General features: G+C 54.9%; 18 protein-coding genes. 7 read left to right on the plus strand and 11 right to left on the minus strand.

The window, feature by feature from the left end:
- Positions 1–13: 13 nt before the first annotated feature.
- From ade to GC101_RS35165, 6 genes are all read right to left on the minus strand, one after another.
- The gene (ade, locus tag GC101_RS35140; RefSeq protein ID WP_171721061.1) at positions 14–1,828 is read right to left on the minus strand and encodes an adenine deaminase; all 1,815 of its coding nucleotides are present in this window, start codon (positions 1,826–1,828) and stop codon (positions 14–16) included.
- Between the two features lie 3 nt (positions 1,829–1,831).
- Entirely contained in the window at positions 1,832–2,113 is a 282-nt protein-coding gene (locus tag GC101_RS35145) for a EutN/CcmL family microcompartment protein (protein WP_171721062.1), read from the minus strand.
- Positions 2,114–2,129: 16 nt separating this feature from the next.
- A complete protein-coding gene (locus GC101_RS35150) occupies positions 2,130–2,882 on the minus strand; it encodes a hypothetical protein (RefSeq protein WP_171721063.1) in 753 nt (250 codons plus the stop codon).
- 8 nt (positions 2,883–2,890) lie between these two features.
- Positions 2,891–3,172, minus strand: coding sequence for a BMC domain-containing protein (locus tag GC101_RS35155; RefSeq protein WP_019908484.1), 282 nt, complete (start codon positions 3,170–3,172; stop codon positions 2,891–2,893).
- Positions 3,173–3,273: 101 nt separating this feature from the next.
- A complete protein-coding gene (locus GC101_RS35160) occupies positions 3,274–3,657 on the minus strand; it encodes a BMC domain-containing protein (RefSeq protein ID WP_216626875.1) in 384 nt (127 codons plus the stop codon).
- Between the two features lie 85 nt (positions 3,658–3,742).
- A complete protein-coding gene (locus GC101_RS35165; protein ID WP_171721065.1) occupies positions 3,743–4,456 on the minus strand; it encodes a hypothetical protein in 714 nt (237 codons plus the stop codon).
- A 421-nt stretch (positions 4,457–4,877) separates the two neighbouring features.
- Between GC101_RS35165 and GC101_RS35170 the strand changes: the two genes are divergently transcribed.
- A complete protein-coding gene (locus GC101_RS35170; protein ID WP_171721066.1) occupies positions 4,878–5,216 on the plus strand; it encodes a hypothetical protein in 339 nt (112 codons plus the stop codon).
- 782 nt (positions 5,217–5,998) lie between these two features.
- Here GC101_RS35170 and GC101_RS35175 read toward each other — a convergent pair.
- The 3 genes from GC101_RS35175 to GC101_RS35185 all read right to left on the minus strand — a co-directional run bounded on the left by GC101_RS35175 (position 5,999) and on the right by GC101_RS35185 (position 8,709).
- Entirely contained in the window at positions 5,999–6,265 is a 267-nt protein-coding gene (locus GC101_RS35175) for a BMC domain-containing protein (protein ID WP_076247750.1), read from the minus strand.
- A gap of 51 nt (positions 6,266–6,316) precedes the next feature.
- The gene (locus tag GC101_RS35180; protein WP_171721067.1) at positions 6,317–7,660 is read right to left on the minus strand and encodes a UbiD family decarboxylase; all 1,344 of its coding nucleotides are present in this window, start codon (positions 7,658–7,660) and stop codon (positions 6,317–6,319) included.
- A 293-nt stretch (positions 7,661–7,953) separates the two neighbouring features.
- Positions 7,954–8,709: a helix-turn-helix domain-containing protein gene (locus GC101_RS35185; protein WP_171721068.1), complete on the minus strand. Its 756-nt coding sequence runs from the start codon at positions 8,707–8,709 to the stop codon at positions 7,954–7,956.
- A gap of 327 nt (positions 8,710–9,036) precedes the next feature.
- Here GC101_RS35185 and GC101_RS35190 point away from each other — a divergent pair, with 327 nt between their 5' ends.
- From GC101_RS35190 to GC101_RS35215, 6 genes are all read left to right on the plus strand, one after another.
- On the plus strand, positions 9,037–10,173 hold the full coding sequence (locus GC101_RS35190) for a BMP family ABC transporter substrate-binding protein (protein WP_042139960.1): 1,137 nt from the start codon (positions 9,037–9,039) through the stop codon (positions 10,171–10,173).
- A gap of 130 nt (positions 10,174–10,303) precedes the next feature.
- Positions 10,304–11,866: an ABC transporter ATP-binding protein gene (locus GC101_RS35195; RefSeq protein ID WP_171721069.1), complete on the plus strand. Its 1,563-nt coding sequence runs from the start codon at positions 10,304–10,306 to the stop codon at positions 11,864–11,866.
- Positions 11,859–12,905 carry an ABC transporter permease gene (locus tag GC101_RS35200; protein WP_039307289.1) on the plus strand — a complete coding sequence of 349 codons (1,047 nt, stop codon included), beginning with the start codon at positions 11,859–11,861 and terminating at the stop codon, positions 12,903–12,905. Before GC101_RS35195 ends, GC101_RS35200 begins: the two co-directional genes overlap by 8 nt.
- Positions 12,902–13,840, plus strand: coding sequence for an ABC transporter permease (locus GC101_RS35205; protein ID WP_042239634.1), 939 nt, complete (start codon positions 12,902–12,904; stop codon positions 13,838–13,840). Before GC101_RS35200 ends, GC101_RS35205 begins: the two co-directional genes overlap by 4 nt.
- Positions 13,841–14,086: 246 nt before the next feature.
- Entirely contained in the window at positions 14,087–15,043 is a 957-nt protein-coding gene (locus tag GC101_RS35210) for a nucleoside hydrolase (protein WP_171721070.1), read from the plus strand.
- Between the two features lie 3 nt (positions 15,044–15,046).
- On the plus strand, positions 15,047–16,438 hold the full coding sequence (locus GC101_RS35215) for an ADP-ribosylglycohydrolase family protein (protein ID WP_171721071.1): 1,392 nt from the start codon (positions 15,047–15,049) through the stop codon (positions 16,436–16,438).
- Positions 16,439–16,549: 111 nt separating this feature from the next.
- On the opposite strand, the gene GC101_RS35220 is transcribed toward GC101_RS35215, so the two are convergent.
- Positions 16,550–17,104 (minus strand): UbiX family flavin prenyltransferase, encoded by a 555-nt coding sequence (locus tag GC101_RS35220; RefSeq protein ID WP_171721072.1) that lies wholly within the window; start codon positions 17,102–17,104, stop codon positions 16,550–16,552.
- Between the two features lie 154 nt (positions 17,105–17,258).
- On the minus strand, positions 17,259–17,609 hold the full coding sequence (locus tag GC101_RS35225) for a DUF2294 domain-containing protein (RefSeq protein ID WP_171721073.1): 351 nt from the start codon (positions 17,607–17,609) through the stop codon (positions 17,259–17,261).
- Positions 17,610–17,650 lie beyond the last annotated feature (41 nt).

Here is a 17,650-nt window from a genome sequence, read left to right on the forward strand (position 1 = left end):
TTAAAATGCGGGCTCAGGCGAGCGGCGGCAGCACGGTGAAGGCATCGGCGTCAATCAGGCCGATGTCGGTGATTTTCCAGGCCGGGCTGGTGACCAGCGACAGGAAGGAGAGATGCATGAACGGGACATGCAGCGTACAGCCCAGCTCCTCGCGGGCCAGCCGGTGCAGCTCGGTAATTCTTGCGCTCATCTCTTTGCCGGTCAGCTCATCGGTCATCAATCCGCCGATGCGCAGCGGCAGATCGCCGACCACCTTGCCCCCTTCGATCATGGCGATACCGCCGTCCATCGCGATGACCCGGTTGACCGCAGTCACCATATCGGCGTAATTGGTGCCGGTGACGATAATATTATGGGTGTCATGCGCCACGCTTTCGGCGATGGCACCGGCCTTCAGCTTCATGCCGCGGACAAAGGTTTTGCCGATCTTGCCGCTGCGGCCATGCCGTTCTACGACGAGCAAGGGCAGCAGATCCTCTTCTACAGAGGGCTGCACAACGCCATCCTTCACGGCAGCGGTGAAGATGCCGGAGCCGGTCAGATTCTGGTCGGGGATGACCTCGATGGCGCGGACCCGGACTGTTCCTTGGGCGCCTTCAGCGGAAAGGTATAGATCTTCCGGCTTAACCGGCTTGCGCTTCACAGACTTTTTAACGGAGTCCGGATAGATATAGGAGGGGATCTCGCGGGTCAGCTCGCCATCACTGGCAACCTTGGCTCCGCTGATATAGACTTCGGCAATGGTCATGTTCGTCAGGTCGCTGATGACGGCGATATCGGCCTTCTTGCCTGGAGCCAGCACGCCGATATCCTGGAAGCCGAAATGGGTAGCCGGATTAATGGTGGCCATCTGAATTGCCTCAACCGGATCAATGCCGACGGCGATCGTCCGGCGGATGATATCATTCATATGGCCGTGCTTCAGCAGATCCTCCGGCACCATATCGTCGGAGACCAGGATGGCCCGCCGGGAATCCATACCTTCCTCGGTGATTGCCCGGATGCACTCCGCCATATTGCGCTGCGAGGAGCCTTCGCGCATGAATACACTGACCCCATAGCGCAGCTTCTCCATCATTTCTTCTTTGGTTGTTGTCTCATGGCAGGAGACATGGCCTCCGCCGCAGATGATGTGGGCAGCCAGCTCCTGGCCGGACAGGCCGGGGGCGTTGCCCTCAATGCTTTTGCCGATAGCCTTGGCATAGGACACTGAAGCGAGCAGATCATCGATCAGGTAAGGGGCGTTTCGGTATACGGGATGGACGTTGCTGAAGCCCTGCAGCTCGCCGATTCCCTGAACATAGTCGTCATTCAGCAGTTCCTGCATGTCTTTGGAGCTGATATCTGCGCCTGCGGTCTCAAGACCGGGCACATCAGGCGTCAGGCAAGGGACGGTGAACAGCACGCGGTTAGGCAGGGTCTTCGCTTCTTCAATCATCGCCTTCATTCCGGGAACGCCCAGCACATTGCCAATCTCATGCGGATCAGCCACCAGCGTGGTTGTTCCGGTTGGAATCGACAGCTTGGAGAACTCCGTAACCGTCAGCATCGCACTTTCAAAATGCATATGTGAATCAATAAAGCCCGGACTGATGAATTTGCCGTGCATATCCTCGACTACTGTGGACGGGCCGATCAGTTTATCAGCCTCGCCCACAAGCAGAATCCGGTCACCTTTAATAGCTACATCCCCGGGGTAGATCTCACGGGTGATTACGTTGATAATGTAGCCGCCCTTCAGTACCAGGTCGGCATGTAGCTGGCCGGAGAGCAGCACATCAATCATCCGCCGGCGCTGAATCGCATCTTTGATATCTGTAGTCAGCATAATCTACAAGCCTCCCGCTCTGGGACAATCTACACTATCCACGATTCCGACAATTGCGGCATCTATAGGAGCATTCGGATGCATCGTCGCCCTTGAAGCTACGCTGCCCACTGCATAGATAATGGTCTCTCCGATGCCTGCACCTACAGTATCAACCGCAATAAGCGGCTGTCCCGCCGGGGTGTTATCGGGAAGAATGGGCTGTACGATCAGCAGCTTGGCACCGATGAGGTGCTCGTCTTTTCGCGTAGCCACAACGTGTCCAGTAATGATTCCCAGCTTCATGTGATGGTCACCTCTTCTATTCAAGTCCTGCATGAATAATCTCTATTCCGTATTGCCGGGCTGTATCCCGGGCCAGGGGGGTAATCACTGCCGGACCTTTCAGACGGATGGTGGTTCTGCCCAGCTTGGCTGCTGCGGTGATATCCTCCTCTGTCAACACCTGCTTCCTCGGCGGTTCATTGCTGGAAGACAGCCAGCTTCCTAGATCGCTGGGCGCCAGCAGCCTGATCCCGTAGCCGGATATTGCGGTCACCATGCTGCACATTTTCTCTTTCAGCAGCGGACTGGCCTGAGATAAACCCTGCTCGCTCCAGCGGTAATGCTCCGGCTCCGCTCCGAGAGTAAGCGCGCCCACCGGCTTGCCGGCACATAGGTTCTCGACAATCAGCCTCACGAAGGGATGCCCGGTATCCAGGTGAACGAGCCGGGACAGGAGCGACAGCGATAGTACAGGGATCAACAAGGCGTCAGCATCGGCAGGGGAGAGTTTATGGGCCTGCCCGGGGGGGATAAGGTCATCTACTCCGGTTTGTCGTGCAAGTGCTCCGGCGCTATTTGTCCCGAGCAGCTGATCTTCCGCCCATAAGCGCAGCCTGAAGTTACCTGTGCCTAAGCCCCGCACCGCAGCGTAACCTTCCTCCATGCCGATAAAATGGCCGGCCAGCAGCACCAGCACCCGGGGATACGCTTCATTCAGCGCTGCTGATCTGGACCGGTAAGACAATCCCAGCAGGGCATTCTCCGCAACTGTGCTATGCCGGCTGTCCATAGGAGTGCTTATTCAATGCCTTTGGACAGCAGTGCGCGTTCCACTTCACTGTGCGGACGGGGAATGACATGAACGGACACCAGTTCACCGACCCGTTTGGCAGCGGCAGCTCCCGCATCCGTAGCGGCTTTTACGGCGCCTACGTCCCCGCGTACCATAACCGTGACCAGACCAAAGCCGATTTTTTCATATCCGCAGATTTCCACGTTTGCTGCCTTCACCATGGCATCCGCTGCTTCAATTGCGCCTACCAGACCTTTAGTTTCGATCAATCCGAGTGATTCTCCCATTATAAAAAACCTCCATAAGATTAAATTAGTTAAGCTGTATTCAGAAATGCCTTGTTGAATAAAGGCAAACAGTGGGGTGTAGTGGATATTCAGAACTGAAATTAAGGTTCTGAAATATCCGGGGTATCGCTGGCGGCCCCGGAAACCGCTGCTGCTGCGGTTCCGGCAGCGGCTGCTCCGGAGTCTGCCGGCAGGCCCGGCAGGAATCTGGACAGTATTTTGCGGTTCACATCTTCGTGGGCCTTGGCGATGACATGGGCGGAAATGACTGTACCTATCCGCTGGGCTTCGGCTTTGCCTGCATCTACCGCTGCGCCGACTGCAGCAACATCACCGCTTAAATGAATGGTCACACCGAGTGAACCGCCGACGCCGATAACCTTCTCAACGGCAATCAGCTGCACATCCGCCGCTTTCAGGGCCGCATCTGCGGCGGAGACGGCGGTGGTATATCCGAGAGTCTCAATTAATCCAAGTGCCTGCATCACCGGCACCTCCTTTGTTATTGATGGGCTTAGTCTTTAGGGCTGCTTGGGCGATAGGGCAGGATTCCTTGCTTTATCAGAGTTGCTACTGGTCTACAAAGCGTGTTAACCCAGGCAGCACGTTTGCCAGCTGAGCGGAGGTTCCGCTGATTATGCAGTAGTTGCGTTCGGCGCGGAGGCTAAGGCCTGCATCCGGGCAGCCGCCGAGCAGCTGTTCCGCGAGGCCGATGCTGCTCCAGCGCGAGGCGGCATCGATTACGGCAATGGCCTCCTGCTGGCCTGCAGCCAGATGCCGCCGCAGCAGCGGACCGGGCTGCAGGCTGCTGTATACCCGGACCCGGCGTGTGGAATCCCGCTGCAGGATGCCGGTGAGCTCCGTCAGCAAGCGATTCAGCTTGTCGGAATCGTTACTGAACAGCCGCAGCTCAAAGCTCCCGCCGCTGGCGCCCCACTGGATATCTGCTTCCAGAGCAGGATCACTGCCCAGCACTTCTTCTGCGGCGAACAGCTGGCCCGGATGGCAGACAGGGACGCTTAGTATGCCTGCTGAGCTGCAGCTGCGGCCAGCAGTGCCGAGCACGCCGCGAAGCCTGCTGCTGATTACAGGGAACAGCCAGGTATCCATAGTTCCATCCCGGATGAGGGGGAATGGAGTGTCCGGTGAAGCGGTGTTCCGGGAGTATGGTATTCCAGCTGAATCCTTGATCTGGGTAGCGCCAGCCCCGGGGATACCGCCGGACCGGCAGGGAATATCTCCGGCTGAATTCTTGCCCGAATGCTGAGCACCGGCTGGAATCAAAGACTGCCCACTCCCGGAAGATTGCCTGCTCCCGGAAGAATGCACGCTCCCGGTAGGAAGGGTGCGCAAGAGCAGAGGGGACAGACAGCGCTCGGCAAAGCTCTGGTGATCCCCAGGAACATTGACTGCCGGGGATCGTCCGGTAGCTGTGGATGCTGCCGGCTGCTCTTGAAGAATGTGTGAGGTGCGGAGCTGTGCAGCCGCATCCGGCAACCGGATTGGAGTAGGGGATGCGCCGGGCAGTCCGTGTGATTGGTGTGATCCTAGTGATTCTGGTGATCCGTGTGATACCGGTGACTCTGTCGAGCCGGGGTCACCGGGCAGACCAAGCAATGCGAGCCGCTTCCCGGCCTGCTGCTTCTGGTAATTGACCCGCTTGATCCCGCCCGGAGGTTGCGGACAATCCCGGGGACTGCTGCAAGTGTCCGGGCAGTCCGCCTGCTTGCCTGCTGAACAGGAAGGGCTGGCGGAAGCAGAAGCCGGAGCAGAAGAAGCAGAAGCAGCAGTAGAAGCAGCAGTCGCACCCGGAGCCGGAGCAGAAGAAGCAACAGGAGTAGCAGGAGCAGCCGTAGTAGCCGGAGCAGCAGAAGCAGCAGGAGTAGCCGTAGCAGAAGAAACAGAAGCCGGAGCGGGAGCGGGAGCAAAGACAGAAGCAAGCGCCGGAGCTGGAATAGGTAAGGTAACGGGTGAAGTAACGGTAACAAGTGGAGCAACGGTAACAGGTGAAACAACGGATATGAGAGCAGGAGCAGCAGGGTGATTTCGCTCCAGAATCTCGGCAACAATACTCTTCATGAAATCGGACACGGGTAATCACCTCCTAAACTAACTATTAATGCAATGCAGTATAAGTCTACTTAAGTCTACTTAAGTCTACTTAAGTCAACTCATCAGACGACTTTTCTGACAACTTGGTTCGCGTTGTTCACACGCAGAGAAGTGCTGCCAAAAGGAGAAACCTCCACTAATTATGGGGAGAGTTCTATTTATAGCGGGCAGTATAAGGCTGAATTTAAGACACTAACGAAAATCCTGCACGAAATACAACATTCTCCTCGTGAAATCGAGCGTAATCCGGAATTGTTGTATAAAAGGCAACAATCTTCCCACATTCAAGCTGCCAAGCGGACAATTGTTGTATTTCATACAACAATCCTTACAATTTCCCGAGTATCGGGGTGTCTAAGTTGTAAAACGTACAACTTTTAGGCCAGTACTTACAGATGTGCTTACAGTAGTACTCACAGTACTTACAGACGTACTTACAGTAGCGGCTAGGAGGCAGCACTTACAGGTGTATTTAAGTTAGCTCGTTTCGCTGCCGGGCAGCGGGCCGGAGAGTAACGCGTTAGTCCTCGGGTAGAGTGCCACGTGTTGTGTATAGCCAGCGCAGCTTCATGTATATTTACATACAGCCGCAGAACCTTTTCTTGCAGTTCCTGCTACCCGCCTTTAGAACCGCCTTGCTTCGGTCACCGCCGATTTGCAGCCTGTTTAGCTATAGTCTTGGGTGCATGCATGTAGTTCTATAGTTCAATCCATCTACAGCAGCATCCGCGCCAGATCCGGGTGCGGACGCGGAATCACGTTGGAGGAAATCAGCTGTCCTCCGGCCCGGGGGCAGGCGGTGATACCGGCTTCCACAGCCGCCTGAACTGCGGCGACATCGCCTTCGACGATAACCGTTATAAGTCCGGAGCCGACGCGCTTGAAGTCGACCAGCTTCACATTTGCTGCTTTGCACATCGCATCCAGTGCTTCGAGGGCCGGGGTTAGTCCCCGGGTCTCGATCAATCCGATCGCTTGCATGATCCACCTCCTATTAAGCTAAATTGTGTCTCGATGATCCGGCTTCATCGTCTATAAATAATCTGCGAGCTCAATACTCTCCTGGCCGGGGATGGAGGTCCGCCGGTAATGCTCCGCTTCAGCCAGCGGGAAGGTGGCGTCGATGCCCATTTTGGCGGTGACGCCGCGCAGGTTGTGCGAGGGCTCGAGCGGCGAACCCTTCGCTCCAGTGACAATGAAGGTGTCCAGATCAGCCTGGACACGGGTGGCGATGGCCCACTCCACATCAAGCGGGTCCAGCAGGTTGACGTCCTCGTCGACAACGACCACATGCTTGAGATCCTTGTCGCCGGCGAAGGCGGCGAGCAGGGCGGTTTTGCCGTCGCCCTCCTGCACCTTCCGGATGCGGATAACCGCATGATAACGCCCAACGCCACCCATGGTGATGTGAACATCTTTGACACCGGGAACGACCTGGCGGACGGAGCTCAGCAGGGCAATCTCACGTGCAATCGCCATCGGCAGCTTCTCCTCATAGCTGGCCGGGAGAATGGTCTGCCAGACCGGATTGTTCCGGTAGGTGACAGCAGAGAATTCGACGACCGGCTGCTCGGTGCGCGGGCCGTAGTAACCGCCGAGCTCGCCGAACGGACCTTCCGGTTCGCGGACCCGGGGGAGAATCCGGCCCTCGAATACAACCTCGGCCTCGGCCAACACTTCAAGATCGATCGTCTTGCAGCGGATTACTGCAAGCGGCTGGCCAAGCAGGGCAGAGGCGACCTCCAGCTTATCGGCATGGAACAGGTGGGTGCTGACCTGGGAAGCCAGCACGACTGCCGGGACGATGCCGAACATGAATGCCGCCTCCATCGGCTCACCGCGCTCCTCGAATTCCCTGTACTGCTGGAATAATTCAGGGGAGGAGATCAGGATGCTGGTCCGGTTGCCGTCCAGCAGCTGCATCCGCCGGATGGAGGTGTAGCGCTTCTGCCCGTCCGCGCCTTTGACGACCATCACCCCGGAGACATAATAAGCTCCGCTATCCAAGGCGTTATAGGTGCAGACCGGGAACAGCTCCCGCAGGTTAATCCGGCTCGTAATCACGTTGTCGTGTACCGGAGCCTGCTCACAGCTTCTCGTAGGCAGCGGATGAACAACGGCCTCGATCAGCCGTGGCAGCAAGTCTTCCGGCTGCATGCCCATACTCTCGGCGAGCAGCTCTTTGGAGCCGCCAAGACCGGCTGCCATCGGGACGGAATAGCCTTTTACCTTCTGGAAGACCATGGGCTGCATGCCCTTCACGGCCTTAATCACGGCCCCAAGCTCAAACTTGGGGTCCACCTCCTTGCGGATCTTCAGCAGTCTGCCGCTGCGTTCCCAGTGCTCCAGCAATTGCCGCATATTCATGAATGCCATCCGGGCTGCACCTCCTTCACCTCATTAATTGTTGTACTGCACATCGTTGTAAGCTTCAGCGTGCCTTGACTCGCACACCTTCCAAAAAGGGAATAAAAAAAGAAGCCGCAGACATAGAGAAAAAAGATTCTCTAAATCGCGGCTTCCTTCATTCTGTGAACAGAAATGGGGCAAACCTTATATTGGGGCAGCGGATCTGGATATAATCGGGATCAGCCGGTATAAGTCATCATCACGTAAGCTTAAGTTCCATTATAGTGAAAAAAAGCGAAAAGTAAATGACTAATGTTATATTATATAACCTTACTTCTGATGCGGAAAGTACGTGGGGAGAGTCCGCTCTCTCTTTTGAACATATTGCAGAATTGGGCATCATTGACGAATCCGGCAGCGGAAGAGACCTCCGAAATATGCATTTGGGTATGCAGCAGCAGAGATTTGGCATAATCCAGGCGCTTCAGTACAAGATAACGGTGCGGGGAATGTCCAAATCTTTCCTTGAACAGATGCCGGAAGCGGTCGTAGCTATAACCGGACATTTCTGCCAGAGAGGACACGGAGAGCTTATGGCGGTAATGCTCATTCATATAATTCAGCACATACTGCATCTGATCCTCTGCCGGGGAATGGAAATCCGAGGCGGCGAGCAGCCGCTGCAGATACACGGTAATTTCGCTCATTTGCAGATTCAGCAGCTCGGCGAACCCGTCGCGCTTGCGCTTGAATTCCGCATTCATCCGCTGCAGGGTCTGCAGTACGGTATGTTCCTTATCATCGTCAAAAACGCCGGATAGTGTATTGATAATCGGATTGCCGCAGTGGAAGCCGACGAACAGCACTTCCGGGCTGGGCTGATGATTCTCGTCATGCTTGAAACCTGCCGGAATCAGGCCAAAGGTGAAGGGCCGGAAATGATAGCTGCGTGGTCCAATGCTGCAGGTTCCCTGGCCATGGATATAATACACAAGCTCGAAACATTCATGCTGATGCGGAGGGATATACGTATTTGCTTCATGCTCTGCATTTACAATATATAGAACACGGTCCATGATGAGCCTCCCTTTATCGTCATTTAGCCGAATCGTACAAAAAGATGACCGAAAATATATAAATATTTATCTTTTCTTTTGTTATGATCTTATCAATTAAACCGAAGATTCTCAACTGGACTGGCCATCTTGTTCGGGTTTATGCGATTTTTTCGAGAAATGTAACATGAAATGTTTGGTTTTCAAGGTAAATTGCTTGTTTTCAGAATTTCAACAGTCTTTTATTCATGCTGCCCGATGCTATCCGTTAGACAAAACGTGTAATTGGAACTTTATGCTATTTTATCAGCGTTGATCTATTACAAAACAGGGGTGTGAACTTAGAAAATGAAAAAGAAGATGCTCGCTTTATTGCTGATGGCGGTTATGGTACTGGTCACTGCATGCGGAAACAACACGTCCGGCAATGGAAATGCGGTCAACTCCGGAACAAATGCTGAAGGCGGAGAGGCTGCTGCAGGGGACAAGCTCAAGGTTGTACTGCTTATTCCGGGAACGCTGGGCGACAAGTCGTTTTTTGATGCGGCGAACAGCGGCCTGCAAAAAGTGAAGGACGAGCTCGGCGCCGAAACAAAAGTGGTCGAAATGGGCGCGGACAAGACGAAGTGGGAACCTACCTTTAATGATATTGCTGCTGAGGATTGGGATGTTGTCATCTCGGGCGGCTCGGAAATTACGGAAATGTTCAATGCAACGGCTGAGGCGAATCCGGATAAAAAATTCATCAACTACGATACCGATATCGATGAAGCGCCTGAAAATATGTACAATATGTCGTATTCGACCAATGAGGTCTCTTTCCTGGCAGGGGCGGCAGCCGCACTTGCAACACAGTCTGATATGCCGAATGCCAACCCGGAGAATGTGATCGGATTCCTGGGCGGGATGGATATCCCCGGCATTAATGCTTTTCTGGTGGGCTACATCCAGGGCGCACAGTATGTTGATCCGGATGTAAAGGTAGCTGTATCCTATGCAGGAGATTTCGTGAACCCTGCCAAAGGCAAGGAATTGTCGCTGATCCAGTACAACTCGGGTGTGGATATTATTTTCAACGTAGCCGGCGGTACGGGACTGGGAATCTTTGATGCAGCCAAGGAAAAGACTAAATATGCTATCGGTGTTGATTCGGACCAGGCGCTGCTGCTAAAAGATACGGATAGTGAAAAGGCAAACCTGATTGTCACTTCCGCGATTAAAAAGATCGATACGGCCATTCTCGGCGCTGTGAAAAAACTGCAGGACGGGACGCTTGAGATGGGCAAACGCGATGTGCTCGGCTTCGTTGAAGACGGCGTAGGCATTGCGGAGAATGACATTTACAAAGACGTATTCCCGGCAGATCTTCAGGCTAAGGTGGAAGAAGTGAAGCAGAAGCTGATTAATAAGGAAGTTACCGTCGACAATGCGATGGGCATGGAAACGGCTGAAGTCGAAGCAATCCGCAATGCCGTGAAGCCTTAAGACTATTGATCAAACATACTTTATAAAATGAAAATGCGTATGCAGCTCTGCAGTTGGAGGCTCTTCTCTTTGGGAGAGCTCCAGCTGCCTATTTTTGCAGACCACCCAAGTTGAAAGGCGTTGATGACCCATGGCAAATGCTCTGCTGGAAATGCGGGGAATCACCAAAGTATACCCGAACGGCGTTGTTGCCAATAAGGATGTCGGATTCTCCCTGCGGGAGGGCGAAATCCATGCGATCGCGGGAGAGAATGGAGCCGGTAAATCGACTCTGATGAAAATCATGTTTGGGATGGAGGAGCCGAGTGAAGGCGCGATCTATATCCGGGGAGAACAAGTGAAGCTGCAGTCCCCGCAGGACGCAATTGACCGCGGCATCGGCATGGTTCATCAGCATTTCATGCTGGTGCCTTCTTTTACTGTGGCCGAAAATATGGTGCTGGGCATGGAGCCTAGAAAAGGTGTGGGCTTCAATGCTGGTGAAGCGGTGCGTCTGACGGAGGAAACGGCACGCAAATATAACCTCTCGGTAAACGCCAGGGCTAAGGTGGAGGATCTGTCGGTCGGCATGAAGCAGAAGGTGGAAATTCTGAAGGCGCTGGTTCGCGGGGCCAAAATCCTCATCCTCGACGAGCCGACCGCCGTGCTGACTCCGCAGGAAACAGAGGAGCTGTTCCATGAGCTGCAGCAGCTTAAGGAGCAGGGCCACACCATCGTGTTTATCTCCCACAAGCTGAAGGAAGTTAAAGCAATCTGTGACCGGATTACCATTATGCGCGGCGGCAGGAGCGAAGGAGTCTTCCAGACCCGCGAGGTGACGGAGCAGGGAATTTCCAGGCTGATGGTCGGCCGCGATGTCGTGCTGAAGTACGACAAGGACAGCATTCCGCACGGCAAGCCGGTGCTTAGGGTAGAGCAGCTGGCTGTTTCGGACAGTCAGGGCAAAGCACTCCTCGCGGAGATTAGCTTCTCGGTCCGCGAAGGCCAGATTGTCGGCATCGCCGGCGTCGAAGGGAACGGACAGACGCAGCTGATTGAAGCGCTGACCGGTGGTCTGCGCGGCGTCTCCGGCAGTGGGGCGGTTAGTGTAAAAGGCACGGATATCCGCGGGCTGGATATTCTGGGCATCCGCAGCCTGGGCGTATCTTATATCCCGGAGGACCGGATGCGGCAGGGCTCCGCCGGAGACGCCAGCATTGCCGACAACCTGATCTCTACGCGGTACCGTTCGAAGGACATGAATAAGGGGCCTTTTCTCCACAGCTCCAAAATTGCTGCTCTGGCGTCATCGCTGGTAGAAGAATTCAAAGTGCGCTGCTCCGGCACCCGGCAGCCGGTCGGCATGCTGTCCGGCGGCAATATGCAGAAGGTGGTCGTTGCAAGGGAGTGCTCCACGAATCCGCAGCTGTTGATCGCTGAGCAGCCGACCCGGGGTGTGGATATCGGGGCTGCGCAATTCATTCATCAGAAGCTGCTGGAGTTGCGCTCGGACAAATGCGCCATAGTTCTGGTATCGGCGGATCTGAATGAAATTCTGGAGCTGAGCGACAGTCTTCTTGTGATGTACGAGGGGCAGATCGTTGCGTATTTCGATAATCCTTCTGCCGTGAGTGAGGAAGAGCTGGGACTCTATATGCTGGGAATTAACCGGCAGGACAAAGAGCAGACCGGGAGGGCCTTAAATCATGTTTAGAGCTAAATATTTTGAGGCAATCCGGACGGCAGCGGTTATTGTCATTGCGCTGATTATCGCATTCCTGATTATCTCGCTGGTCAGTGACCAGCCGCTGAAGACGATTGGTATTTTCCTGCTGGAGCCGTTCTCCACCAAGGGGCATATCGGCAATGTCATTGAGATGGCCATTCCGCTAATGTTCACCGGCCTTGCCGTCTCGTTGTTGTTCCGGGCCAATATGTTCAACCTGGGGGCAGAGGGAATCTTTTATTTCTCCGGTGTCGTGGCCTCTGTACTGGCGATTCATCTCAGTCTGAACAGCTGGCTGCATCCGCTGGTAGCAATATTGGCAGGCTCTATCACAGGGGCGCTTCTGTCAGCCATTCCCGGAATTCTCAAAGCGAAGTGGAACGCCAATGAACTGGTGACCTCGCTGATGTTCAATAATATCCTGTTCGGGGTGGGGCTATACCTGCTGAACTATCATCTGCGGGATGCCAAGGCCTTCGCCAACGTTTCGTTTAAATTCGAGAAAACTGCGCAACTGAGTAAGCTTTTTGCAGGCACACGGATTCATACCGGACTTATTATTGTATTGGTGCTGATTGTACTGGCCCATCTGTTCCTCTACCGGACCAAATGGGGCTATGAGCTGCGGATGACAGGTGTCAACCGGGAGTTTGCCCGTTACTCGGGCATGAAGACTGCCAAGGTTATCATTCTCGTGCATCTGATCGCCGGGTTTATTGCCGGGATGGGCGGCTCGGTGGAAGTACTCGGGATGTACAGCCGCTTTCAGTGGACGTCTTTGCCGGGCTATGGCCTGGATGGTGCCCTGGTGGCGATGTTGGCCAAGAACAATCCGCTGTCTGTCATTGTCTCTGCGCTCTTCCTGGCCTATATCCGTATTGGAGCCGATCTGATGGCGCGGCTGTCCGATGTGCCGTCCGAGATGATCTCGATCATTCAGGCTGTGATTATCCTGCTGATTTCGGCTGAGCAGTTCCTCAAGTTCTGGAAGAACCGCATGCTGCTGAAGGAGGCGAAGGAAGCATGAACAGTCTGCTGGATGTCATTCTGACGACGGATTTTGCCTTCTCTGTACTGCGTGTGACAACACCTATCCTGTTCGCTGCACTGGGAGCGCTCATCTCGAACCGTGCCGGAATCATCAACATCGGGATGGAAGGGATTATGCTGGTCTCGGCTCTGGCCGGTGTTATTGTCAGCGCCTATACGCATAGCGCCTGGGTCGGGCTGCTGGGTGCGGTATTATCGGGAACGCTGATTGCCGGGATTTTGGCCTTTTTCACCTTGAAATTCAAGACACATATCATTCTAGGCGGTGTGGCGATTAATATGTTCGCCTCAGGCGGAACGGTGTTTATTCTGTATCTGCTCAGCGGGGACAAGGGTTCATCGACCTCCTTGGCGAGCAAAGTATTGCCGAGTGTGCAGATTCCGCTGCTGAAGGATATTCCGGTGCTGGGTCCGATTCTGTCGGGACATCACATTCTGACTTATTTCTCGATTCTGTCTGTGCTTGTGGTCTATTATCTGCTGAACCGCACCCCGCTGGGGCTGCGTATCCGCTCGGTTGGCGAGAATCCGCATGCGGCCCAGTCGGTTGGAGTCAGCGTGGTCCGGATCCAGTACACGGCGCTGCTGCTCAGCGGCTTCTTCGCCAGTCTGGGCGGAGCTTATATGTCGATGGGCTATTTGTCGCTGTTCACCCGTGATATGGTGGCCGGCCGGGGCTGGATTGCGATTGCTGCTGAATCCATGGGCCGGAGCACAACCGTAGGAACAGCGCTAACCTCGCTGCTCTTCGGCGCAGCCGATGCGCTCTCCAATGCCCTGCAGGTGCTGAAGATTCCGGCGGAGCTGATCGCCACGCTTCCTTACGTGGCGACGGTAGTGGGGCTGATTATATACGCGGTCTCGGAGACAAGGAAGAAGAACAAGAAGCTTAAGACTACTACCACCAAATAGTTGAGGCTATAGGTAGCCTTAATACAACGAAATAGATAGAAAGACAAGCAAGTGGTAGTAACGGAGGGGAAGTTTGAACTGGAGGAGCGTAAGCGACCGCCTTTGTCTGCGGATTTCAACCCAAAAACGACGGTAAAAATACAAGAAATCTGCAGACAACAGCGGCCGGAAGTCCAAATGTTCACCGCAGTGACGGCCAAGCTTCAAGTTCAAATCTATTATTAAACCTACAAGGGAGCGACAACGATGCCAACACCTATCATAATTGACTGCGATCCGGGGCATGATGACGCGATTGCCATTCTGCTTGCGCTGGCTCATCCCGGGCAGCTGGAGATCCGGGGCATTACCACGGTTGGCGGCAACCAGGTTCTGGATAAAATCACTGATAATGCACTCAAGGTGCTTAGCTTTGTAAATGCCGATATTCCCGTAGCCAAGGGAGCGGCGGCTCCGCTGCTTGGCAAGCTGGTAACCGGAGAAGCAGCGCATGGGGAGTCCGGCATGGACGGCCCCGCGCTTCCGGCGAGCAAGTTCAAGCCGGTGGAACAGGGAGCGGTAGAATTCATGCTGGAGATTATCCGCGCATCTGAAGAGAAGATTACCCTGGTGCCTACAGCTCCGCTAACGAATATCGCCCTCCTGATTACCGCTTATCCGGAAGTGAAGGACAGAATCGAGAAGATCTCTCTGATGGGCGGCGGGCTCGCCTATGGAAATGTGACCCGGACGGCGGAGTTTAATATATATGTCGACCCGGAGGCAGCGCGGATTGTCTTTGAATCCGGGATTCCCATTGTAATGAGCGGACTGGATGTAACGGATAAGGCGGCGATTTTTGAAGAGGAGATTCAGGAGTTGAAGACCCGTGGACCCGTATCGGTAATGGTCGGAGAGCTGCTGGATTTCTATTCGATCTACGGCAAAAAGATGGGTTATATCGGCAATGCGCTGCATGACCCGTGCGCGATTGCCTGGCTGCTGCATCCGGAGCTATTCGAATCGGAGCATCTGCATGTTACGGTGGAGACCGAAGGCAAGCTGACCCGGGGGATGACTGTTGCCGACCGGCGCAAGAAGCCGGAGCAGCCTGCCAATACAGAGGTGCTGCTCGGCGTAGAGCGTGAAGCCTTTATCAAGCTGCTGTTTGATTCACTGGAGCGGTTAGACCGCGGGCTCCTGCCTGCGGCGGGAGCATTGTAGCGGATGGCAGGCTGGGAACGTCTGCAGGAGACGGTGCGGCTGGAGCTGCAGCAGCGGATTGAGGAAGGCTGCCGGCCAGGCAGTCTGGCAGAGAAGCTGGCTGCTGCCGGAAGTGATGAGGGCAAGCTCATGGAGGTATACCGGGAGCTGATGGCCCTTCCCGTGGCTGCCGACTTTCCTTACGAGGAGCCTTCGGATCTGGCGTCGATCAGACGGCTGCGCCCCGGAGGTCCGCGTAAGCTTACGGTGAATTGGACACCGGAAGAGTGGAGGGACAGGTTCTATGGAGCATGGCTTGGCCGGAGTGTAGGCTGTGCGCTGGGCAAGCCGCTGGAATACTGGGATTATCTGTACGGGAAGGACGGCCGTACTGGCTGGGAGAACATCGAGCTGTGGTTCCGCGGCGCGGATGCCTGGCCGATTACAGGGTATACACCTGAGTATTCTACGGCCCGGGCGGAATACGGTCTGGGCTTAAGCGACTGGTCATTCACCAGTACCCGGGAGAAGATCAGCTACATGGAGAGTGACGACGATATCCGTTATACGGTCCTCGGTCTGATGCTGCTGGAGCAGAAAGGGCTGGACTGGGATTCCTGGGATATCGGCAAGCTGTGGCACGGGCATCTGACCTACAGCCAGGTATGTACAGCAGAAACACAGGCCTATATGAACTTTGCCGGCGAAACCTCCCATCTGCACGGAGAGAAGCCGGAGGATTGGCCGCTGCGGCAGGAGCGGGTGCGCATGCATCTGAATCCGTACCGCGAATGGATCGGGGCGGCCATCCGTGCGGACGCCTTGGCCTATGGAGCAGCCGGGAATCCCGAGCTTGCGGCGGAGCTGGGCTGGCGGGATGCCTCCTTCTCCCATGTGAAGAACGGGATCTACGGTGAAATGTTCAATGCTGCAATGATCTCTGCTGCGTTCGCGGGCCTCGACAATGAAGAGATTATAGAGATTGGGCTGAGCGAAATTCCGCAGACGAGCAGACTGGCCGGGGATGTGCGGACCGGAATAGCCATTGCACAGGAAGCGGGCAGCGAGCGGGAGCTTGTCAGCAGGCTATGGGACCGGTTCAGCCATTATGACCCGGTGCATACCAATAACAACGCCGCCATCGTTGCAGCTTCGCTTATATACGGCGGCAATGACTTCGAGAAAGCCGTGGTTACCTCTGTCTCTGCCGGGATGGATACCGACTGCAACGGTGCCACAGTCGGCTCCATTATGGGAGCGAAGCTGGGCGCAGCCCGGCTTCCCGCCAGTTGGACCGCACCGCTGAATGATCTGCTGTACGCGGATCTGCCGGGCTTCCACCCGATTGCGATTTCGGAGGTTGCCGAGCGGAGCTATCAGGTGTTCCTGAAGATCCGTGCAGAGCTGGGAGAATAGGATTAGCTTGGCTTTCATACATTATTTTTCTTAAAAGAACAGGGAAGCCCGCAGCCATGCCACACTGGCTGCGGGCTTCCCTGTTCTCGGCAGAAGGCCGGCACAGCCCTCCTAAGATTCCCCCCAGCGCTTCATCAGCTGATGGTCAATCCCGAGTGCGTCGAGGACGCGGGCATTCATGAAGTTCACCAGCTCCCAGATCTCGGTCGGATGATTGTAAAAGCCCGGCGAAGCCGGCATGATATGCGCCCCCGCCCGGGCAATCCGCAGCATATTCTCCAGATGAATTACATGGAGCGGGGTTTCGCGCGGAACGATAATCAGCCGCCGCTTCTCCTTAAGTACTACGCTGGCTGCCCGGCTAAGCAGGGTATCTCCCATGCCGTTAGCGATAGCTCCCAGCGTATTCATTGAACAGGGGATGATGACCATCCCGTCAGTCTTGAAGGATCCGCTGGCCACGGGTGCGAACAGATCCGTATTGGACAGCACAGTGGCATACCCGGCCAATTCCTGCATATCCGCACCGCACTCATATTTCATCACATTCTCTCCGGCACCTGTGGCGATGACATAGGTTTCAGCCCCAAGCTGATGCAGGCTGCGGATCAGGGAATAAGCGTAAATGGAGCCGCTGGCTCCGGTAATGCCGACGATAATTTTCATGGCGTAAGCTCCTTTTGAAATGAAAAGAAGCCGCTGAACTAGAGGGGTATCCCTCTAATCAACGGCTTCCTTCAGTCTGTAAACAGAATTCGGGCAAACCTTAGGCCTAATCAGCGCACCCAGAATACAATCCGGACGCCGCCGCTTCTACTTGTTATTCACTGATAATAATAGTGCTGGCCCAGCCTGTACCCGGATCATAATCCCGGAGTACACCGGTGACGGGCAGATCCAGTTCATCGGCCAGCTTCTTCCGGAAGATCCGCTTGAACTCTTGATGTAGCGCAGCATCCACCGATTGCTTCAGCTCGGGATAGTTCTCTTCCAGCGCCCGCAGTGCAGTTACCCGCTGATGCTTCACCAGAAAGAGGATCATCGATTCGCCGGCGGCATCAATTCTCAGCTGTGTGACACCCACCCCATACAGTTCCCTATGCACTTCATTGTAGCAGCGGGAGAGGCGCTTCTTGAATTCGTTGGAGGATAGAAGACTGTTTACCATCAAGAATATCACTTCCCTGTGTGAGATAATGCCGGATAATCAAT

The organism is Paenibacillus phytohabitans (genome assembly GCF_013141775.1).
Lineage (GTDB): Bacteria > Bacillota > Bacilli > Paenibacillales > Paenibacillaceae > Paenibacillus_AQ > Paenibacillus_AQ phytohabitans.